This is a genomic window from Bacillus sp. ISL-47 (assembly GCF_018613175.1).
Taxonomy (GTDB): Bacteria; Bacillota; Bacilli; order Bacillales; family Cytobacillaceae; genus Cytobacillus.
Map to the genome: position 1 here is coordinate 1 of NZ_JAGGQS010000075.1, position 16,580 is coordinate 16,580.

Annotated in this window: 17 protein-coding genes; 5 read left to right on the forward strand and 12 right to left on the reverse strand. The window is 43.6% G+C overall.

The genetic code is table 11. The features are described 5' to 3' along the window. Positions 1 to 18: 18 nt before the first annotated feature. Positions 19 to 699: a type 1 glutamine amidotransferase domain-containing protein gene (locus J7I93_RS22635; protein ID WP_214728769.1), complete on the reverse strand. Its 681-nt coding sequence runs from the start codon at positions 697 to 699 to the stop codon at positions 19 to 21. A 409-nt stretch (positions 700 to 1,108) separates the two neighbouring features. Here J7I93_RS22635 and J7I93_RS22640 point away from each other — a divergent pair, with 409 nt between their 5' ends. From J7I93_RS22640 to J7I93_RS22650, 3 genes are all read left to right on the forward strand, one after another. After that, complete coding sequence (locus J7I93_RS22640) at positions 1,109 to 1,609, forward strand: RNA polymerase sigma factor (protein ID WP_214728771.1); 501 nt, start codon at positions 1,109 to 1,111, stop codon at positions 1,607 to 1,609. After that, positions 1,609 to 2,388 carry a hypothetical protein gene (locus tag J7I93_RS22645; RefSeq protein WP_214728773.1) on the forward strand — a complete coding sequence of 260 codons (780 nt, stop codon included), beginning with the start codon at positions 1,609 to 1,611 and terminating at the stop codon, positions 2,386 to 2,388. Before J7I93_RS22640 ends, J7I93_RS22645 begins: the two co-directional genes overlap by 1 nt. Positions 2,389 to 2,685: 297 nt before the next feature. Further along, entirely contained in the window at positions 2,686 to 3,531 is an 846-nt protein-coding gene (locus tag J7I93_RS22650; RefSeq protein ID WP_214728775.1) for a DUF6843 domain-containing protein, read from the forward strand. Between the two features lie 32 nt (positions 3,532 to 3,563). Here the strand turns inward: J7I93_RS22650 and J7I93_RS22655 are convergent, their stop codons facing one another. The 8 genes from J7I93_RS22655 to J7I93_RS22690 all read right to left on the reverse strand — a co-directional run bounded on the left by J7I93_RS22655 (position 3,564) and on the right by J7I93_RS22690 (position 10,954). Next, positions 3,564 to 4,271 (reverse strand): FixH family protein, encoded by a 708-nt coding sequence (locus J7I93_RS22655; protein ID WP_214728777.1) that lies wholly within the window; start codon positions 4,269 to 4,271, stop codon positions 3,564 to 3,566. 131 nt (positions 4,272 to 4,402) lie between these two features. Further along, positions 4,403 to 5,551, reverse strand: a complete 1,149-nt coding sequence (locus tag J7I93_RS22660) for an MGDG synthase family glycosyltransferase (protein ID WP_214728779.1) — start codon at positions 5,549 to 5,551, stop codon at positions 4,403 to 4,405. A gap of 107 nt (positions 5,552 to 5,658) precedes the next feature. Then, positions 5,659 to 6,156 (reverse strand): DedA family protein, encoded by a 498-nt coding sequence (locus J7I93_RS22665; protein ID WP_214987701.1) that lies wholly within the window; start codon positions 6,154 to 6,156, stop codon positions 5,659 to 5,661. Positions 6,157 to 6,163: 7 nt separating this feature from the next. After that, entirely contained in the window at positions 6,164 to 6,862 is a 699-nt protein-coding gene (locus J7I93_RS22670; protein ID WP_214728780.1) for a polysaccharide deacetylase family protein, read from the reverse strand. A gap of 183 nt (positions 6,863 to 7,045) precedes the next feature. After that, a complete protein-coding gene (locus J7I93_RS22675) occupies positions 7,046 to 8,053 on the reverse strand; it encodes a FecCD family ABC transporter permease (RefSeq protein WP_214728782.1) in 1,008 nt (335 codons plus the stop codon). Then, positions 8,050 to 9,060 carry a FecCD family ABC transporter permease gene (locus J7I93_RS22680; RefSeq protein ID WP_214728784.1) on the reverse strand — a complete coding sequence of 337 codons (1,011 nt, stop codon included), beginning with the start codon at positions 9,058 to 9,060 and terminating at the stop codon, positions 8,050 to 8,052. Before J7I93_RS22680 ends, J7I93_RS22675 begins: the two co-directional genes overlap by 4 nt. 171 nt (positions 9,061 to 9,231) lie before the next feature. Then, complete coding sequence (locus tag J7I93_RS22685) at positions 9,232 to 10,158, reverse strand: iron-hydroxamate ABC transporter substrate-binding protein (protein ID WP_214728786.1); 927 nt, start codon at positions 10,156 to 10,158, stop codon at positions 9,232 to 9,234. After that, on the reverse strand, positions 10,109 to 10,954 hold the full coding sequence (locus tag J7I93_RS22690) for an ABC transporter ATP-binding protein (RefSeq protein ID WP_214728788.1): 846 nt from the start codon (positions 10,952 to 10,954) through the stop codon (positions 10,109 to 10,111). Before J7I93_RS22690 ends, J7I93_RS22685 begins: the two co-directional genes overlap by 50 nt. A gap of 209 nt (positions 10,955 to 11,163) precedes the next feature. On the opposite strand from J7I93_RS22690, the gene J7I93_RS22695 reads away from it, so the two are divergent. After that, complete coding sequence (locus J7I93_RS22695) at positions 11,164 to 12,213, forward strand: NAD(P)/FAD-dependent oxidoreductase (RefSeq protein ID WP_214728790.1); 1,050 nt, start codon at positions 11,164 to 11,166, stop codon at positions 12,211 to 12,213. Between the two features lie 308 nt (positions 12,214 to 12,521). Here J7I93_RS22695 and J7I93_RS22700 read toward each other — a convergent pair whose 3' ends face one another. Beyond that, positions 12,522 to 13,736 carry an MFS transporter gene (locus tag J7I93_RS22700; RefSeq protein WP_214728792.1) on the reverse strand — a complete coding sequence of 405 codons (1,215 nt, stop codon included), beginning with the start codon at positions 13,734 to 13,736 and terminating at the stop codon, positions 12,522 to 12,524. A 147-nt stretch (positions 13,737 to 13,883) separates the two neighbouring features. On the opposite strand from J7I93_RS22700, the gene J7I93_RS22705 reads away from it, so the two are divergent. Next, positions 13,884 to 14,219, forward strand: coding sequence for an antibiotic biosynthesis monooxygenase family protein (locus J7I93_RS22705; RefSeq protein WP_214728794.1), 336 nt, complete (start codon positions 13,884 to 13,886; stop codon positions 14,217 to 14,219). Positions 14,220 to 14,280: 61 nt separating this feature from the next. Here J7I93_RS22705 and J7I93_RS22710 read toward each other — a convergent pair whose 3' ends face one another. Together J7I93_RS22710 and J7I93_RS22715 are read right to left on the reverse strand one after the other, a co-directional pair. Continuing rightward, the gene (locus J7I93_RS22710) at positions 14,281 to 15,312 is read right to left on the reverse strand and encodes a FecCD family ABC transporter permease (protein WP_214728796.1); all 1,032 of its coding nucleotides are present in this window, start codon (positions 15,310 to 15,312) and stop codon (positions 14,281 to 14,283) included. Beyond that, positions 15,312 to 16,346: a FecCD family ABC transporter permease gene (locus J7I93_RS22715; RefSeq protein WP_214728814.1), complete on the reverse strand. Its 1,035-nt coding sequence runs from the start codon at positions 16,344 to 16,346 to the stop codon at positions 15,312 to 15,314. Before J7I93_RS22715 ends, J7I93_RS22710 begins: the two co-directional genes overlap by 1 nt. Between the last annotated feature and the right edge of the window lie 234 nt (positions 16,347 to 16,580).

A 16,580-nucleotide genomic window follows, 5' to 3' on the forward strand; every position in this document is an offset into this window, starting at 1 on the left:
CACCCCCTCCTACTCGATTTACTTGTTGTTTTGAAGTGCTTTTACCAGCTCTTCGCCCATTAATTCAGAAGAAAATGGGTCGCGGCTTGTGACGATTTGATCGTCTGCCCACACGGCGTGTGCGGGTTTGTTTAAGTCGTCCTGGTCGTACTCGGCAATATTGCGCATTTCCTGTTCAAGGCTGAACGGAAGAATGTCAAGCAAGACTTCCGGTTCAATTTCGTCCGGATAGCCTGTTACCTTTTTGCCGGAGATAATGCTTTTGCCGTCCGGGCGGGTTGTCCAAATCAGCGGTGCTGGACCGTGGCATTCAGCAGCAACGATCCCGCCGTTATCATAGATCTTATTGATGATGTTATGAAGGTCCGCATTTTTAGCCAGGTCATACATAGCTCCATGGCCGCCGACAACAAGGACAGCATCATAGTCATCATGGTTAATATCGGATAGCTTTTGTGTATCATCGGCACGCCCTGATTCATAAAGCGCCTTATAAGTGCCTTGAGGATCATATTCTTCCCCAATACTCATTTTATCAATTTCAGGCTTTCCCCCTAATGGAGAAGCAAGGTTTACCTGATGGCCAGCCTCTTCCAGGGCATTCAGCGGAGCGAATAATTCCTCTCCCCACCAGCCTGTATGGTAATTGTTTTCTTCATCTTTATAACCGCTTGATAAAACCGCTAGTATTTTTGACATATTATACCCTCCTATGTACGGATTCTTTCCCGTACTGGCTTTGTTTAAAACATTAAAGGAGCTGCTGTTTTATAAAAGTCGCGTTTCTAATCGAGATTCCATCTAACTGTTTGCCGCGTTTTGGTCGCTTCGTATCAGTTCTTCTGAAAACTTCCATTCTGTAGTAGTCTTAACTTTTAATGGCGTTTTATGATGCGTTCTTGGTCGATCGGAATTTTTATGAGAAGTGGTTGAAGGACATGCGAATGCATTTTCGAGGAGTCTCGCACCTTACGCTCCTATCAACCAACCTTATTTATCAGTGTTTATCTATTTAAAAACACAATCTTTAGAAAAAAGTCTTAAAAAAGTGAAACAAACGAGGCCGCTGGCCGACTAATTAGCAGTTTAAACAATCGGGGGATTATCGATGTCTGACAGCAGGATCAGTGAGTGGTTTTATGAATACAGCCATGATATCTATCATTTTTTAATTTATACCCTTGGTACGGGTGATGTGGAAGATCTCGTCCAGGAGGTTTTTATTCGGGCTATCCGGAATATAGATTCTTTTCAGGAGAGGTCCAGTCCGAAGACATGGCTTTTTGGCATTGCGAGGCATGTAGGAATAGATGAAATCAGGAAGCGGCAGAGGGAGCGGCTGAAGAACTATTTGTTTATGAAAAGCGAGGAAGCTAGCAGCAAGGATAATCCTGAGGAATTTCTGGAGATGAGCGAAACTCATCAGGTTCTTTATAAAGCGGTTAGAGGACTCAAGCAAAGCTACCGGGATGTGGTCATTTTACGCGGGATAAAAGAAATGACGATAGGGGAGACTGCTGAAATTCTGGGCTGGAGCGAAGGGAAAGTTCGGCTGACATTTCACCGGGCAATCAAAGCTTTGCAAAAAGAGAAGGAGAGATTTATGTAATGGCAAACAGGGACCATGAAAAAATTCTGGATGAATTAAAGTCGATGCCAAAGCCGCTTTTGCCACGCAAGCTTCAGGATGAAATGCATCAGGAGATCCGGCAGTTTTCCGCTCACTACAGCCGGCGAAAAAGGTGGGGGAGGATAATGAAAAGATCGTGGTCCAGTGTTTTAACGGCTGCAGCTATATTAATCTTGAGTATTGTCGGTCTGGAGATGTTTGGAGGAGAGAAAGGGATTCCGCCAAATGCTTCCGAGCAGCCGGGTGTTGATATACCGGAAACAGATCAATTAGATGACCCTTCATTGGGATTACACCAGGTGGCATTGGAAGATCTGTATTTTGAAATACCAAATCAGAAAACGGATGTGGTGGTTGACCGGAATACGAAGGATGGATTTACGGTGGTTGATATCCTGGATAAAGATACGGGTGAGGTCATGTTCACTTATGGAGAATCGGAAGGGGATGGACCGATTAAGACGGTGTATCGGGATCTTAAAACGGAAACTGCAGACGTGAGGCTTCAGGTGACGGTGGAGATTGATAAAGAGAGCGGCATGATTACGAAGGTCATGGACAAACATGTCAGTGTGGAGCCGCAGCCATTCCAAATGGATAAGGATAATATTATCTATTCCACCCCAAGAAACGGAACATTTCCTGCTGAAAATCTTGGAGTGGTGGCCCATTTGAATGTCGATTGGGGAACCGAAAGAGAGAACAGAATGGAACAAATCTATGAAGGGTTTCTAATCGGAGTGAGAAAAAGTGAATGACCTGTTTCCTGCTGGAGCAGGTTTTTTCTTTATTAAGATTAATCTTCGTACATATAACAGACGGTGGAATGGGAAGTGGTGCATAAAAACGGAAAGTTACGCATAAGTGAACGAGATTGAGACATAAATGGAAAAAGTGGTGCGTATATCGGTGAAAGTGGTGCATAAACTTTGAAGAGCAGCCTCTCCTAACTTTAATGGATGATTTAGACTGTTTTTTCCATAACATTTATAGGATAAATCCTTTTCATGTTACAATATATGTGAATCTATTCACAATTATAAGGGGTGATGCTGATGCTATTATCCAAATTAAAAACAGCACTTTATTCATCCATCGTCTTCACTTTTGGCTTTTGGCTGCTTTTACTCTTTACAGAAGGTGAAATGTTTTCTTTTGTCTTGATCATGATATTCCTCTATTGTCTATTTGGAAATGTCATTTACGGTGTTCCGGTTTCATTGCTGTCGGAATTTATTACAAACAGGTTCATCCGCTGGCGGCTTCCAGCAGCTGCTTTTATACATACGATGCTGGGTGCAGTCACTTATTTTTTTATTAAAGGGTTCGCCTTCTTTGCTCTTCTTTCTGCGGTGCTTTTCTTCCTGGTGGACGAGCTGCGAAAATGGGACCGGGTAATGCCTGCCGGGAAAATTGCTGCTTTAAATGCAGCGGCAATTCTATTGGCTGGTTTGCTGCCGATGGGCCTGCTTTGGATTCTTCAAAAAGCCGAAGTGGAGGCAAAGACAAATGATCTGTACCTGATTCCTCAAGGATATGCTGGACAAGTTATGATTCTCCATGAATTCGGGCAAGCGCAAGAACCGGAAACAGAAGGGGAGTATGATGTGTTTAGGATAAATGAGAAAGGGTACGCTGTTACCGCTTTGCCGCAAAGTGAAGGCTTGATTGAAGACTTATATTATTATGTTGATGAAAAGGGAAATCGTGAAGAAATCCCGGAGCACTGCATCAAATTAAGGGGAGCAGGTTCAACGATGGGAGATGGATACGAGTATTCCTATACCCGTTTTACTGTAGGGTGCCAGGAGGATATTGATGATCTGCAAGATAGGCCATCTGTTGAGGAGATCCTTTATGACGAAGGCGTGCTTGATAAAATCAATCAAACGTTTGATTGAACAAAAAAAGCTGGAGATTCCAGCTTTTTTTGTTATTTCACTGTTAATTGGCTGAGTTGGTGTTCATGAATTTCTTCTTTAGTTACATGAACTTTAATTTGGTAAGAACCTGATTCTGAAAAGGACTTACTTGCAAGATATTCACCCGGGATGCTTTCTGAGGCTTCTATATATTCAGATTGCTGCTGTTCATCCTGCCAGACTTCAAAGCTAACATTTGCATTGGTTAAAGGCTCGCCTTCCTTCAGTATTTCAGCCGTTAATCTAGCTTTCCCATCTTGTTTGAGGGTCCCATCTGTTTTCAGGTTAATCGAAACATGGCTATGTGGATGTTCTTCCTCCTGAAAGACAACCGTATTTTCAGGTGTACCGGCAATGACTTGCTTTGTCGGCATCCGGTGCATATTTCTTGCTGTGACGTGGGCTACAACAAAGTATTGTCCATTTTCAGGAAATTTCTTTTTAACTGAATAAATGCCATCGCCCTGGTGTTCAGCTTTGAGCATTTCCCGGTCATTCCGCCCAGATTGCCATACTTCAAAAACAACATCATTAGCATCCATTACTTTTTCGTCTCCATGTGTAACGATTGCTTTTAAAATTACATCCTCATGGGGGGTGATTGATTCGGGCGTCTGAATTGAAACCTCTAATTTGTTTTCGCTTTTCCCGCTGTCTTTTTCCATGGAGCAGCCAGCGAGAAGGATAAAACTTAATAAAATAACCGTATACTTTTTCATATTTACTCCTCTTTCTATGCATTTTCCATATTAAGTATGGACAATGGAGGCAGTTTCTATAACCTAAATTTATTATGTTGCCCGGCACTGAGAAAAAGTATGCAAAAAAACAGCCTGGAATCTCCAGGCTGTTAATGATATACGGTAGGAATGGCTTTTAATGAATGAACTGGCTCTGCATTTTTTCTGCCTGTATCTTTAATTGCGTTGTGTATGGCAGCCTCCAGCGGACAAGTGATTTCTTGCAGATAGGCATCGATGTTTTTCCTTAAAGCCAGAATGGTTGCCTCATCCTTAAGCTGTTTAATCATTTGGTCATTATTGATGACGATCGCAAGCCCCTTTTCCAGCAGAAAATCCATGTTGATTTCCTCTTGCCCTGGAAGGGAAGTGTGAATCAGAATGGGCAGCCTTTTTTGAAGGGCTTCACTTATGGTAACGCCGCCCGGTTTAGTCATGATGGCATCTGCTTCTTCATATAGCTTGTTCAATTCATCAGGATCATGGATGTAACCAATCGGTACTATTTGCTCGGAATGCAGCTTTTGAAGTTCCGCAAAAAGTTCTTCATTATTTCCGCAAAGGATCCTGAATTGAATATGAGGAAGTTTTTGCATTGCACTAATTAGATCGAATGAGTCCACTAAGCCGCTGTTTCCCCCGGCAACCAGAACCTGGCGAATCCGTTCTGCTTTATGAGGTGAGGGAAACTGATACGTTGTGCTTACAGGAATACCTGTGACAAAAATACTTTCACCAGCTAGTTGATGTTTGGTTATTAATTTTTGCTTTGCTTCGTGATGGGGAACGAAATGATAGTCAATCCCATGCTTGCCCCATATATCATTAATAAAAAAGTCTGTATATACATTCACCGCTATAAAGCGCTGGTAACGCCCTTTTTGTTTTAATGAGCTAATGATTCCGGATGGAAAGGAATGGGTGCAAAATACCAGATCTGGCTTTTCCGTTTCAAGGAATTTCTGCATTTTTCTTTCAAAGTAATATGATAACACCTGCAAATCAGGCTGCATTTTAAATGGATGCTGCTTGTACATGATGGTGTAGTATAAAGCCCTGTAAAGAAAAGGGGCTCCGAGAAATCCTTTTAGATAAATTCCCGACACAAGTTTCTCCAGTTTTACACTGCAATAGCTTAAAAAATCGACTATTTTAATATCCGCATCAGGGTATTGTTCCAGGACATGTTCCTCGATCGTTTCGGCAACTTTTAAATGCCCGGTGGGAAATTGGAATAATGGAAGCACCAGAACTTTCATATTGGCCCTCCTTTCCTTACTTTATTTTATTTTTCACATATTTAAAAAGCATGTATATTAAGAAAATCGCTAATAACAGGACCCCAAGAAAGGGGGCATGTTTAGGATTAATGTGAAAGAGGTCTCCTGCAAAATATCCGGCTCCGATTATGGGGACCACCCAGCAAAGAGAGCCCGCCAGGGAATAAAGGAAGTACCGAAGAAATGGAACTTTTGAAATCCCTGCAAAATACGGGCTTATTTGGCGTATGCCAGGCATATAGAAACCGGGAAAAATTCATTAGCCGATGATCATTTAGGTAGCTTTTCTCGGCCTTTTTCCATCGTTCTTCCGTTATGCCAATAAACTTACCATATTTTTTTAGGAAAGGCTTTCCGGCATTTTTGCCGATCCAATAGGCTGCAAGCATGCCAAGCAACGCACCCATCTCAGCGCTGAAAGCAGACAGCCCAAAGGCAAGCTTGTGATTTCCGATTAATACACCAATCAGGAATAACAGCGATTCCTCGGGAGCCGGTATGCCGACAATCCCGAAAAATAGAAATAAAAAAATGATCCAATACCCGTATGATGAAATAAAATCAATAAGTGTTTCCGTACCCATCGCAATACTACTCCCGATTTCCTGTTTTTAAAGAAACAAAGCGTATCCCTTTTTCTGCTGCCTGCTGAAGATAATCGTCCAAATGGCGGATCATATACTCTGGAGCACCAGCGTCAGCGCCAAGGGTTTTGCCACTGTCATGAAGCAGAAAAATCCTCCCTGGTTTGGATGCCTCCGTTAAAATCTCCGAAAAATTCTCCTGGATATGCTTGACCTTCCAATCTTTAAATATGCCTGTCCACATAATGATTTCATAGTTCCTGGCGATCCAAAGGGAAAATAAATTGAAATGCCCCCATGGAGGCCGGTAAAGAATGACCTCTGCATTTACTGTTTGTTCAATTATTTGCTTTGTTCGGATCAGCTGTTTTTTTAACGAGACAGGTCCCAAGATCCAGCTTGAAATGTGCCGGTAGTGATGGATGCCGATTGCGTGGCCTTCAGCATGCATTCTTTTTAGCAGCTCTGGCCTTTGTGCTGCCTTTTCCCCGACGACAAAAAAGGTTGCCTTAACATGATGCTTCTTTAAGACATCGAGAAGGCGGGCAGTATAGCTGGGATCAGGGCCATCATCAAAGGTTAACGCAATAGCGTTTGGCTCTGCTATTTCTTTTACAATCCCCCAATTTAGCTTTCGTATAATCACAGTGGGGAGTATACCGTAAAGGATAAAGATAATGAAGATGGCTGTTAAAAAATAAACCATGGAAAATTAAGTCCTTTCCTATGGATGATTCACTTACTTCCATTCCCTGTTTATAGTGAGGATAACCTTAATGTCCCGATAGAATGTCATGTAAATGTCCTCTTTTATGGTAAGGAGTGCTAAATAGGAAATCAAGGTTAAAAGGCCGCATCCAGGAATGCAGCCTTACTGATAAAGGGAAAATTATTTTTTTAATAATAAATACATAAAATAAGGAGCCCCTATGAGTGCGACCATGATGCCAGCCGGAAGTCCGTCCGGATCAACGAGATTCCGGCCAATCGTGTCAGCGAATAATAGAAGCCATCCTCCCAAAAGAATAGCAATCGGAATAAACAGCTGGTTACGCGGTCCGACAAGTGCTTTAGCCATGTGCGGCGCAATTAAGCCTATAAAGGCAATTCCGCCAGTTACAGACACAGCTGAGGCTGCCAATGCAACAGCCGTAAGCAGAAGGATGATCCGTTCTTTTTCAATCGATACCCCTATTCCAATGGCGACTGGCTCATTTAGGCTTAAGAGATTCAAACGATTTGCTTTATATAAAGTAAATGGAATAAGCAGAAGAAGCCATGGAAGGAGTGCCCAGATGAATGGCCAATCCGTCCCCCATATATTCCCTGATAGCCATTTAGCAATAAAATCGACTTTCTCTCTTTCAGCAGATGAGATCAGGACTATCATGACACCTGAAAGCGCCATGGAAAACCCGACCCCGACCAGCACCATTTTTACAGGCTGAAGCCCTTCACTTTTTTTATAGGAAAAAGCATAGATAAGAATGGCTGTTAGTAAAGCACCGAAAAATGCGCATAGCGGCAGCATGTAGATGAAAGAGCCAGCTTCAATCGGGAAGAACAGAAAGAAAACGGCGATCGCTACACCGGCACCGGAGTTGATGCCAATGATGCCCGGGTCCGCCAGATCATTACGAGTTATTCCTTGTAAAATGGCACCGGACAATGCAAGTGCCATGCCGGCCAGTACAGTGATAAATACCCGCGGCAGTCGAATCGAAAATAACACGAATTCTTCTTTAAAAGTGCCCTGTCCCAGGATCGTCGGGATCAAGCGGTCATATGAAAGGGAGGCATAGCCTAATCCCATACCAATAACAATGGTTATCATAATGAGCGCTGATAAAATTCCAATTAAAATCAGCTGTTTTTTTACTAATTCTGGCTGGATCATGAGAACGTCTTACCTCCTTTATGGACAATGAACAGGAAGAAAGGAAGCCCCATTACCGCAATGATCGCTGCAACTGGTGTTTCATAAGGAGCATTGATGGTTCTGCCCAGTGTATCGGCCAGAAGCATAAAGGTAGCTCCTGTGAGGGCGGACATGGGCAGAATAAAACGATAATCCGTACCGACAATAGCACGAACGATATGAGGCACCATTAACCCGATAAACGCCATATTCCCCACAAGCGCCACTGATGCGCCTGCAAGCAGGGTAACTAAAATGAACAGAATGACTTTAATCTGAGTTGTGTTTTGGCCCAAACCTACAGCAACTTCCTCATTCAAGCTTAAAATAGTGAGCTGCTTGGACATGAAAAGGGCAATAAGAATTCCAATTGAGATAACCGGTATAATCACGTGCAGCTGGGTCCAGGATGTGCCGACGAGTCCGCCTGCAGTCCACATGCTGACATCTTTTGAAATCTTAAAATAGATGCCGACTCCTTCTGCTATTGCAAAAAGGAAGGCAGAAACCGCAGCTCCGGCCAAAACGATCCGAATAGGAGAAAAGCCTCCTTTTTTCATGGCGCCCATGCCGAAAACCAACAGGGCTCCGACAGCTGCACCGATAAAGCAGGCGAACAAGATCCCGATGTAGTTTGCTGAGGGAATAAGAACCAGCGTTATGGCAAGAGCGGCATTTGCACCAGCTGTTAATCCGAGCAGTCCCGGATCAGCAAGAGGGTTTCTTGTCATTCCCTGCATAATGGCCCCGGAAATGCTAAGAGCAGCGCCGACGAAAATAGCAGCCATTTCACGGGGCAGGCGGATTTCACGAATAATCGAAATTTTTTCTCCAGAAGCATTAGAAGTAAGCGCCAGCCAAACGTCCTTGACCGTTACATCGGCTGCCCCAAACACACAGGCAATCACAAACATGCCGGCAAAAATAGCGAAGCCTGCTGCCAGTTTATATATAAATGGAATGAAGGGTTGAGCATCTTTAGTCATTGTATTCTCATCTTTCTTTATAGAATCAGAACCTATATCTTTGAAATTGGATAACTGTCTCGCTTCACAAATCATCGCCCGACTAGAAGCGCTCGCTTTTAGGAGGAGGCGCCTTGCGCTTTTCTAAATAGGAAAGAGGAATTCCCAAAAATAAGAATCCCTCTTACAGTATTAGTTTCCTAAAAATGATTCTTTAAAGAATTCCAGCTGTGCATCAAGTGTGATTGGGTCACTGAAGGATGCGCCATTGCCTTCCATTTCGAAGACACGATTATTTTTTACAGCAGGGATATTTTTGTACGTTTCCGTTTCCTGGAACGAATGATCTGCATCGGAGTATTTGCTAAGGACGATATAATCTCCTGCATATTCCGGAAGCACTTCAGTCGAAATGGCATAATAGCCATCTTTTAATGCCATCTCCTTTACTTTCTCCGGCATTTTTAAGTCCATTGCCTGATACAGGATTTCAGTTCCGCGTGCCCAGTTATCACCAAATACATAAAGCTGCTTATCAAAGATTTCGAATACAGAAACGGTTGCATCATCGCCAATCTTGGCACGGATTTCTTCACCAGCTTCTTCTGCACGCTGTTCAAAGTCTTCGACCCATTTTTTTGCTTCCTCTTCTTTATTCAGGAGCTTGCCGATTTCAACATGCTGAGAAAGATAATCTAATTTTCCCCATGTATAAGTGACGGTTGGTGCAATTTCTTTTAGTTTATCGTAATTTTTAACAGTGGATAATGCAATGATCAAGTCTGGCTCTAGTTCAATAATCTTTTCTAGGTTATCCTCTGATACTTCTTCAGCATCTTTCAATTCTTCTTCAAAACGAGGGTTATTTTTAGACCATGTATCAACTCCTACGATATTAACACCTAACTGCATGACATTTCCAGTAAATCCAGAGAGGAGGACAACACGCTTAGGGTCAGCAGGGACTTCAACAGGTCCAGTCTCAGACTCATAAGTTACTGTGCCTGATTTCTTGTCTTCTTTTGGTTCTGATGAGCTTGTATCTTTTTCTTCGGTATTGCCGCAGGCGCTAAGTAGCAGAAGCAGCAAGATGGTAAACGGGATCAATAGTTTCTTCATGTTGGTTTTCTCCTTTTAGTAAATTATAAGTAATACACATTGGCTTGTTTGTACGGGGGTCCCGCCCGATGACTGCATCAATATTGAATACTTTCCTTAAGACACCCTGTGTAATGACTTCTTCATAGCTTCCTGATTTAACAATTTCACCATCTTTTAATGCAACGATATGATCTGCGAAACGGGCTGCCTGGTTTAAATCATGCAGAACCATTACGATCGTCCGCTCTTGCTCCTCATTGAGCTTTTGAAGCAGCTCCAGAACTTCAAGCTGGTGTGCCATATCTAGATAAGTAGTCGGCTCATCAAGGAAAATGATATCTGTTTCCTGTGCAAGAGCCATGGCGATCCACACTCTCTGGCGCTGGCCGCCTGACAGAGCATCAACAGGCCGGAATTTAAACTCTTTTGTGCCTGTCACTTCGAGTGCCCAGTCGATGACTTCATAATCCTTTTTCGTTAATCTTCCGAAGCCTTTCTGGTAAGGAAAGCGTCCGTATGAGACGAGCTCGCCAACCGTTAAACCGCTTGCACTTTCGGGCGTTTGCGGCAGGATTGCCATTTTCTTGGCAAGGATTTTCGTATTTTCTTTTGAGATGTTCTCCCCATCGAGAATGACATTTCCCGATTGGTGGGAGATGATCCGGGTGATTGCTTTTAAAAGGGTGGATTTCCCGCAGCCATTCGGGCCAATAATCGTTGTGATTTTTTTATCAGGAATCTGGACACTGAGATCTTTCACAATCAAGCGTTCACTATACCCAATGTTCAAGCCATCTGTATATAGGCGGACCATGATGTAACCTCCGTTTGTTTGAGAGTGTATTCTAATGATAATGATTATCAATGTCGGTTCCTTTTTACTATAAGTCTATCTGTTTTTTCTGTCAACAGAATTTCCGAGAAAAGTACTCAGAAAAAAATTCATTGTAAAAGAAGAGGAAAGGTCGTATAGTTTAAGTGAGAATGATAATCAATAATAATTGGTTATAGGAGTGAACGGAAATGAAGCAGGCGGATATATATGATGTAACAGTAATTGGAGGAGGTCCTGCGGGACTTTATAGCACTTTTTACAGTGGTTTAAGAGAAATGAAAACGAAGCTGATTGAATTCCAGCCTCAGCTGGGCGGAAAGATCCATGTGTATCCGGAAAAAATAATTTGGGATGTTGGCGGGCTGATGCCAACTCCAGGAGCAAAGCTGATCGAACAGCTGGTAGAGCAGGGACTAACGTTTAACCCAACGGTTGTCCTTAATGAAAAAGTGGAATCCATCAGCAAGAATGAAGAGGGTTTATTTGTGTTGAAGGGATCTTCAGGCGAAGCGCATTTTTCAAAGACGGTCATTGTCGCGGTTGGCAGCGGGATTTTAAAGCCGCAGAAGCTGCAAATGGAAGGTGCTGAACGCTTTGAGATCTCCAATCTGAACTATACAGTTAAGTCTCTTGCACACTTTAAGGATAAAACGGTGATTGTTTCAGGAGGGGGCAATTCGGCAGTAGACTGGGCGAATGAATTGGAGCCGGTTGCGAAGCAGGTGTATATCACTTGCAGGAGAGAGGCGTTAACCGGCCATGAAGCTCAAGTTTCCCAGCTTATGAATAGCTCGGTTATCTGCATCAGCAATACATCGATAACCAAATTGATCGCAGGCGGAAATCATGAAGAAATTAAACAGGTCGAACTGACGAATCATCAAACGGGTGAGGTTTCTTATTTGGCGATCGATGAAGTGGTGATTAACCATGGATATGAACAGGATACTGCACTTTTGAAAAATAGCAATTTGAACATTGAAATGCTGGAGGATTTCTATATTGCCGGAAACGCGAACAGCGAAACGTCTGTAGGGGGTCTTTATGCGGCCGGGGATATCCTTAAACATGATGGCAAACTGCATTTGATAGCCGGGGCATTCCAGGACGCCGCTAATGCAGTCAATAAAGCCAAGCAGTATATTGAGCCGGATGCTGCCGGGGCAGCGATGGTTTCGTCTCATAATGATGTTTTTAAAAAGCGGAATCGGGAATTGGTAAAGCAGCTGGTGAAGTAGGGCAGAATTGATTGTGTGCATAACTAGGCGAAGAAGTTATGATAAACCCAGATTAATATTTTCTTCGGTGATAAAGTTGAGAGTACACGCATTGGCAGATCTAGTAGAGTTATAACACTGAAAAAATATTATGGTACATAAATTAACTATCTGCACATGAAAGATTATATCCGTACATAGCTCCATGCTATTTGCGCAATGGGTTTGAATAGTGAAATTAGCACAAATAGAGATCCGAATGCCCAAATGGCCATCAGAAGCAAAAGTTCATGCAAAAACCGGCTCACTTCGTATGTGAGCCGGTTTTTTTACGTGCTTACTTTTTCATTTATGTGCACTTCTGTCCGAAGCTTGCGGGATTTAGCGAAGAAAGATGCTGTCATCACCAGGGATAGAATGCCAAAGATTACGACCATTATTTGCAGGCCAACTGCGTCAAGCAGGAATCCTGTCAGCAGGAGCACGATTTGGAAAATAACACGATCGAGCATGTTTCGGAAGGAGAAAAATCTTCCGTGGAATTCTTTTGGCACCCTCGTTTGAAAAATGGTAGCTGCAGTTGGGAAGAAACAGCCAACCGCGAACCCGAATACAAAGAAGGCCACAATGGATAGCACAGGCACATCTGCAAAGTACAGAAGAAGCTGTGAGACGCCAATGACAAATGAGAAGAAAAATAAAATAGCATATGGCGAACGCTTTTGGCTGATTTGTTTGACGATAAATGCGCCAAGCATGAAGCCGATTCCTTCTGCGGTGTAGATTAATCCTTTAATGGATGAACTGTCCTGGAGTTCGCTGATGTTGATGACCATCAGGTTGAAGCCGCCAAGAAACAGCAATGGGACCAGGGTTAAAATCAATGTCATGAATACAATGGGAAGGCCTTTAATAATCGGGAAAACTTCCTTGAACCCTCCGCTGCTTTTGGCAGACTCTTTTCCTGTACTTCGTTGGTCCCTTTTTTCCTCGAAGTCCATTAACCAGGTGAGTCCGAATAGAATCAGGTATGCTACCAGAGATCCGATATAAAGCATGGATAATGGCAGAATGACTAATAGAACACCAGCCAGGGCTGTACCTAATATCCTGGAAAGGGTGGAAACATTCATGTGTACACCATTCAGCTGCAGTAAATCTTTTTCTGCAACCACAAGAGGGATGGCTGCCTGCAGTGCAGGAAAGTAAAAGGCTGCTGACAATTGTATAACAACCAGGAACAGAACCATCCACCAGACAGAACCGGTTTGAATGGCAACTAGCATGAAAATGACACTAATGGCTCTGACAAAACCTGCTCCGAGCATTACCGTCTTTTTATTCAGCTGATCTGTGATCCTGCCGGCAAGGGGGCCAACCGCAATGCCTGCCAGCAAACCGGATGCAAGAATAAGTGATTTTAAGAAATCAGAAGGGACTTTTTCCTGCATAAATTCAAGGTTTCCAATAATGCCAAGCCACAAGCCAAGCCCGGCAATAAATTCACCAGATAATAGAATCCAAACATTTTTATTTTTCCACATGTCGCTGCCTCACTAATTTTAGTAAAATTTCGATAATCTAAAGATACTATAAACTTACAAAATAATGAATCTGTTTTTTTATAATAGTTGAAAATGAAAATCGTTATCAATTATAATAACAGAAAAGGGACAGAGGAGGAAATAGGTATGTTTATTCAATTAAAGACCATTAAGGTTAAAGAGGGCCATGCGGAAAAAATGGTGGAGCGCTTTGCCGGAGAAGGAATCATTGAGGAACAGCCCGGGTTTCTTGATTTAAATGTATTGAAGAAAAAGCAGCGCAGCGGGGATGAAGAAATAATGGTTATGATCCGCTGGGAATCTGAAGAGGCATGGAAGGCATGGGAAACAAGCGAAGTACATATCGCAGGCCATCGTGCGAACCGAGGGAAGCCAAAGCCTGAGTTTATTATTGAAAGCAGTCAGGATGTATATCATGTTTTAGGCCAAAAGCAGTACAGAGAGCCTGAAGAAGTAAAATAAAGCTGTAAGGCCCATTCATAAAGGGACTTTTGAATGGGCCTTTTTATTGCACTTACAAGTGTTAGACCTTCATCCCCGAACCTTTCCGTGTGAGCAGCATGAAGATCAGGTAGGGTGCACCGATAACCGAGATGACAATTCCGACCGGAATATCTGCTGGCGCCAGAAGGTTTTTGCCAATCATGTCTGCAATGAGCACGAGGGCTGCACCGATCAGCGCAGATAATGGCAGGCTGCTGAAGTAATTGGGTCCGCATAGCCGCCGTGCCAGATGGGGGGCGAGCAGGCCAATAAAAGCGATTCCGCCTCCGACGGCTACACATGCTCCTGCGAGTGCTGCAGAAAGACAAAGGAGCAAGCGGCGTTCCGACTCCACTTTTAAGCCAAGTGCAACGGGAACTTCCTGCTTAAAGTGAAGAAGGTTCATGGTCCTTGCTTTAAAAAACGCAGCCGGTATAAGACTCAAAATCCATGGAAGCAATGCCCATACATAAGGCCACCGAGTTCCCCAGATGCTTCCTGTCAGCCAAATGGCCGCCTGCTGGAAGTCCTTTGGATCCATTTTCAGCTGCAGAATCATTAGAAGAGCACCGCAAAGAGCATTAAATCCGAGACCAACAAGGAGAAGCCGTTCCGGGTCTATTCCGCCTTTCCATGAGAACCGGTAAATCAGTGATGCAATGGTAAGAGCCCCAATGAAGGAGAATACAGGCAGGAAAAAAGGTTCAGAAAGCAGACTTCCTTTCTCTTGTCCAAAAAGATAGATCGAAAAAACGACAGCCAATCCAGCGCCGGCATTTATACCAAGAATGCCAGGGTCGGCCAGGGAGTTTCTAGAAAGTCCCTGAAGAATGCTGCCTGAGAGAGCAAGCCCAGCACCAATCAGCATGGCAATGACCATTCTCGGCAATCTCAGCTGAAATAAAACAAGCTCTTGCCTTGGGGTGCCGCTGCCAGTCAGAGTGTTCAATATTTCAGAAAAACTGATAGGCATCACACCCGTGGACAGACTCAGTACAAAGGTGGCCATGATTAAAAAGACAAAGGCTGCCAGCCAGGTTTTGGAACGGCTTAATGCAAGCTTCCAATCCATTACATATACCCCCTTTTTCTTCGGGATAAATATAAGAAAAATGGAACCCCAATCAAGGCAGTCACTGCACTTACAGGTGTTTCGAATGGAGGATTGATCATCCGTGCCCCGATATCTGCGATCACCAGGAGAAGGGCACCGGCAATGGCGCTTAAAGGTATGAGCCATCTGTAATCAGATCCGATTAACATCCGCACCATATGGGGAACGACAAGACCAATAAAGCCGATCGCCCCGGCAATGGAAACGGCTGCGCCAGATAATAGAATAACGGCAATGAGCCCGATCCACCGGACTTTCTGCTGAGATTGTCCCAGGCCTGCAGCCACTTCTTCCCCTAATGCCAATATGGTCAGAGAGCGGCTGATCCACAGGGACAGCAGCAAGCCGATGATAACAGCGGGAAGCAGTATAAAGACGTGCTGCCATTTGGTTCCTGATAGTCCTCCGGCAAACCAGAAGCTCAAGTCCTGAGCCACCTGGAAATAAAGGGCAATGCCAGTAGAAAGGGCACTGAATAAAGTACTTAAAGCGGCTCCAGCAAGCGTCAAAGTCACAGGAGATATCCGCTCTTTTGAAACCATTGAAAAAGAGAGGATAAGCATGGCACCAGCCGCAGAGCCTGCAAATGACCAGACTAGAAGAATCCAATAGGACCCGCTCGAAATGAATGCAAGCGCAATGGCGATGGCAAGTCCAGCTCCATGGGTAATGCCAATGATAGAAGGATCAGCAAGCGGATTGCGTGTGATGCCCTGCATGATAGTACCTGCAACTGCAAGTGCTGCCCCAATAAGAGCCCCAGTTAAGGCACGCGGGAGACGGACTTCCCTGATCAGCTGGTGTTCAATTTGGCCATCTTGAAAAGAGATAAAAGAATCCCAAACAACAGAAGGAGGGATCCAGATGGCCCCAAGTCCAATTGATGCGAGCAAGCCGAAAAAAACAAGTACTAAGCCGATAAGGCCCCATGTAATAGATTTTTGGTGAACGGGCTGCAAGGATTCGGTTATGTCAGCAGCAGTTCTGGCCATGATGATCAGTCCTTTTTTATGTATTTTTTTAAATGAAAATGATAATCGTTATCGACGTAGAAGATCGTTATTAATCTACTATCCTTTCACAGCATTTGTCAATTCATATTTCAGGAAAAAGAAGGGAGTGTCTATTTATCTTGCTGAGCAACCATATGTTTGAAATTGCTGCATTCAACCTGCGTGAGGGCTTATCCCAAGCAATAAATGAATATCGCAATCATTTTTGTTTAC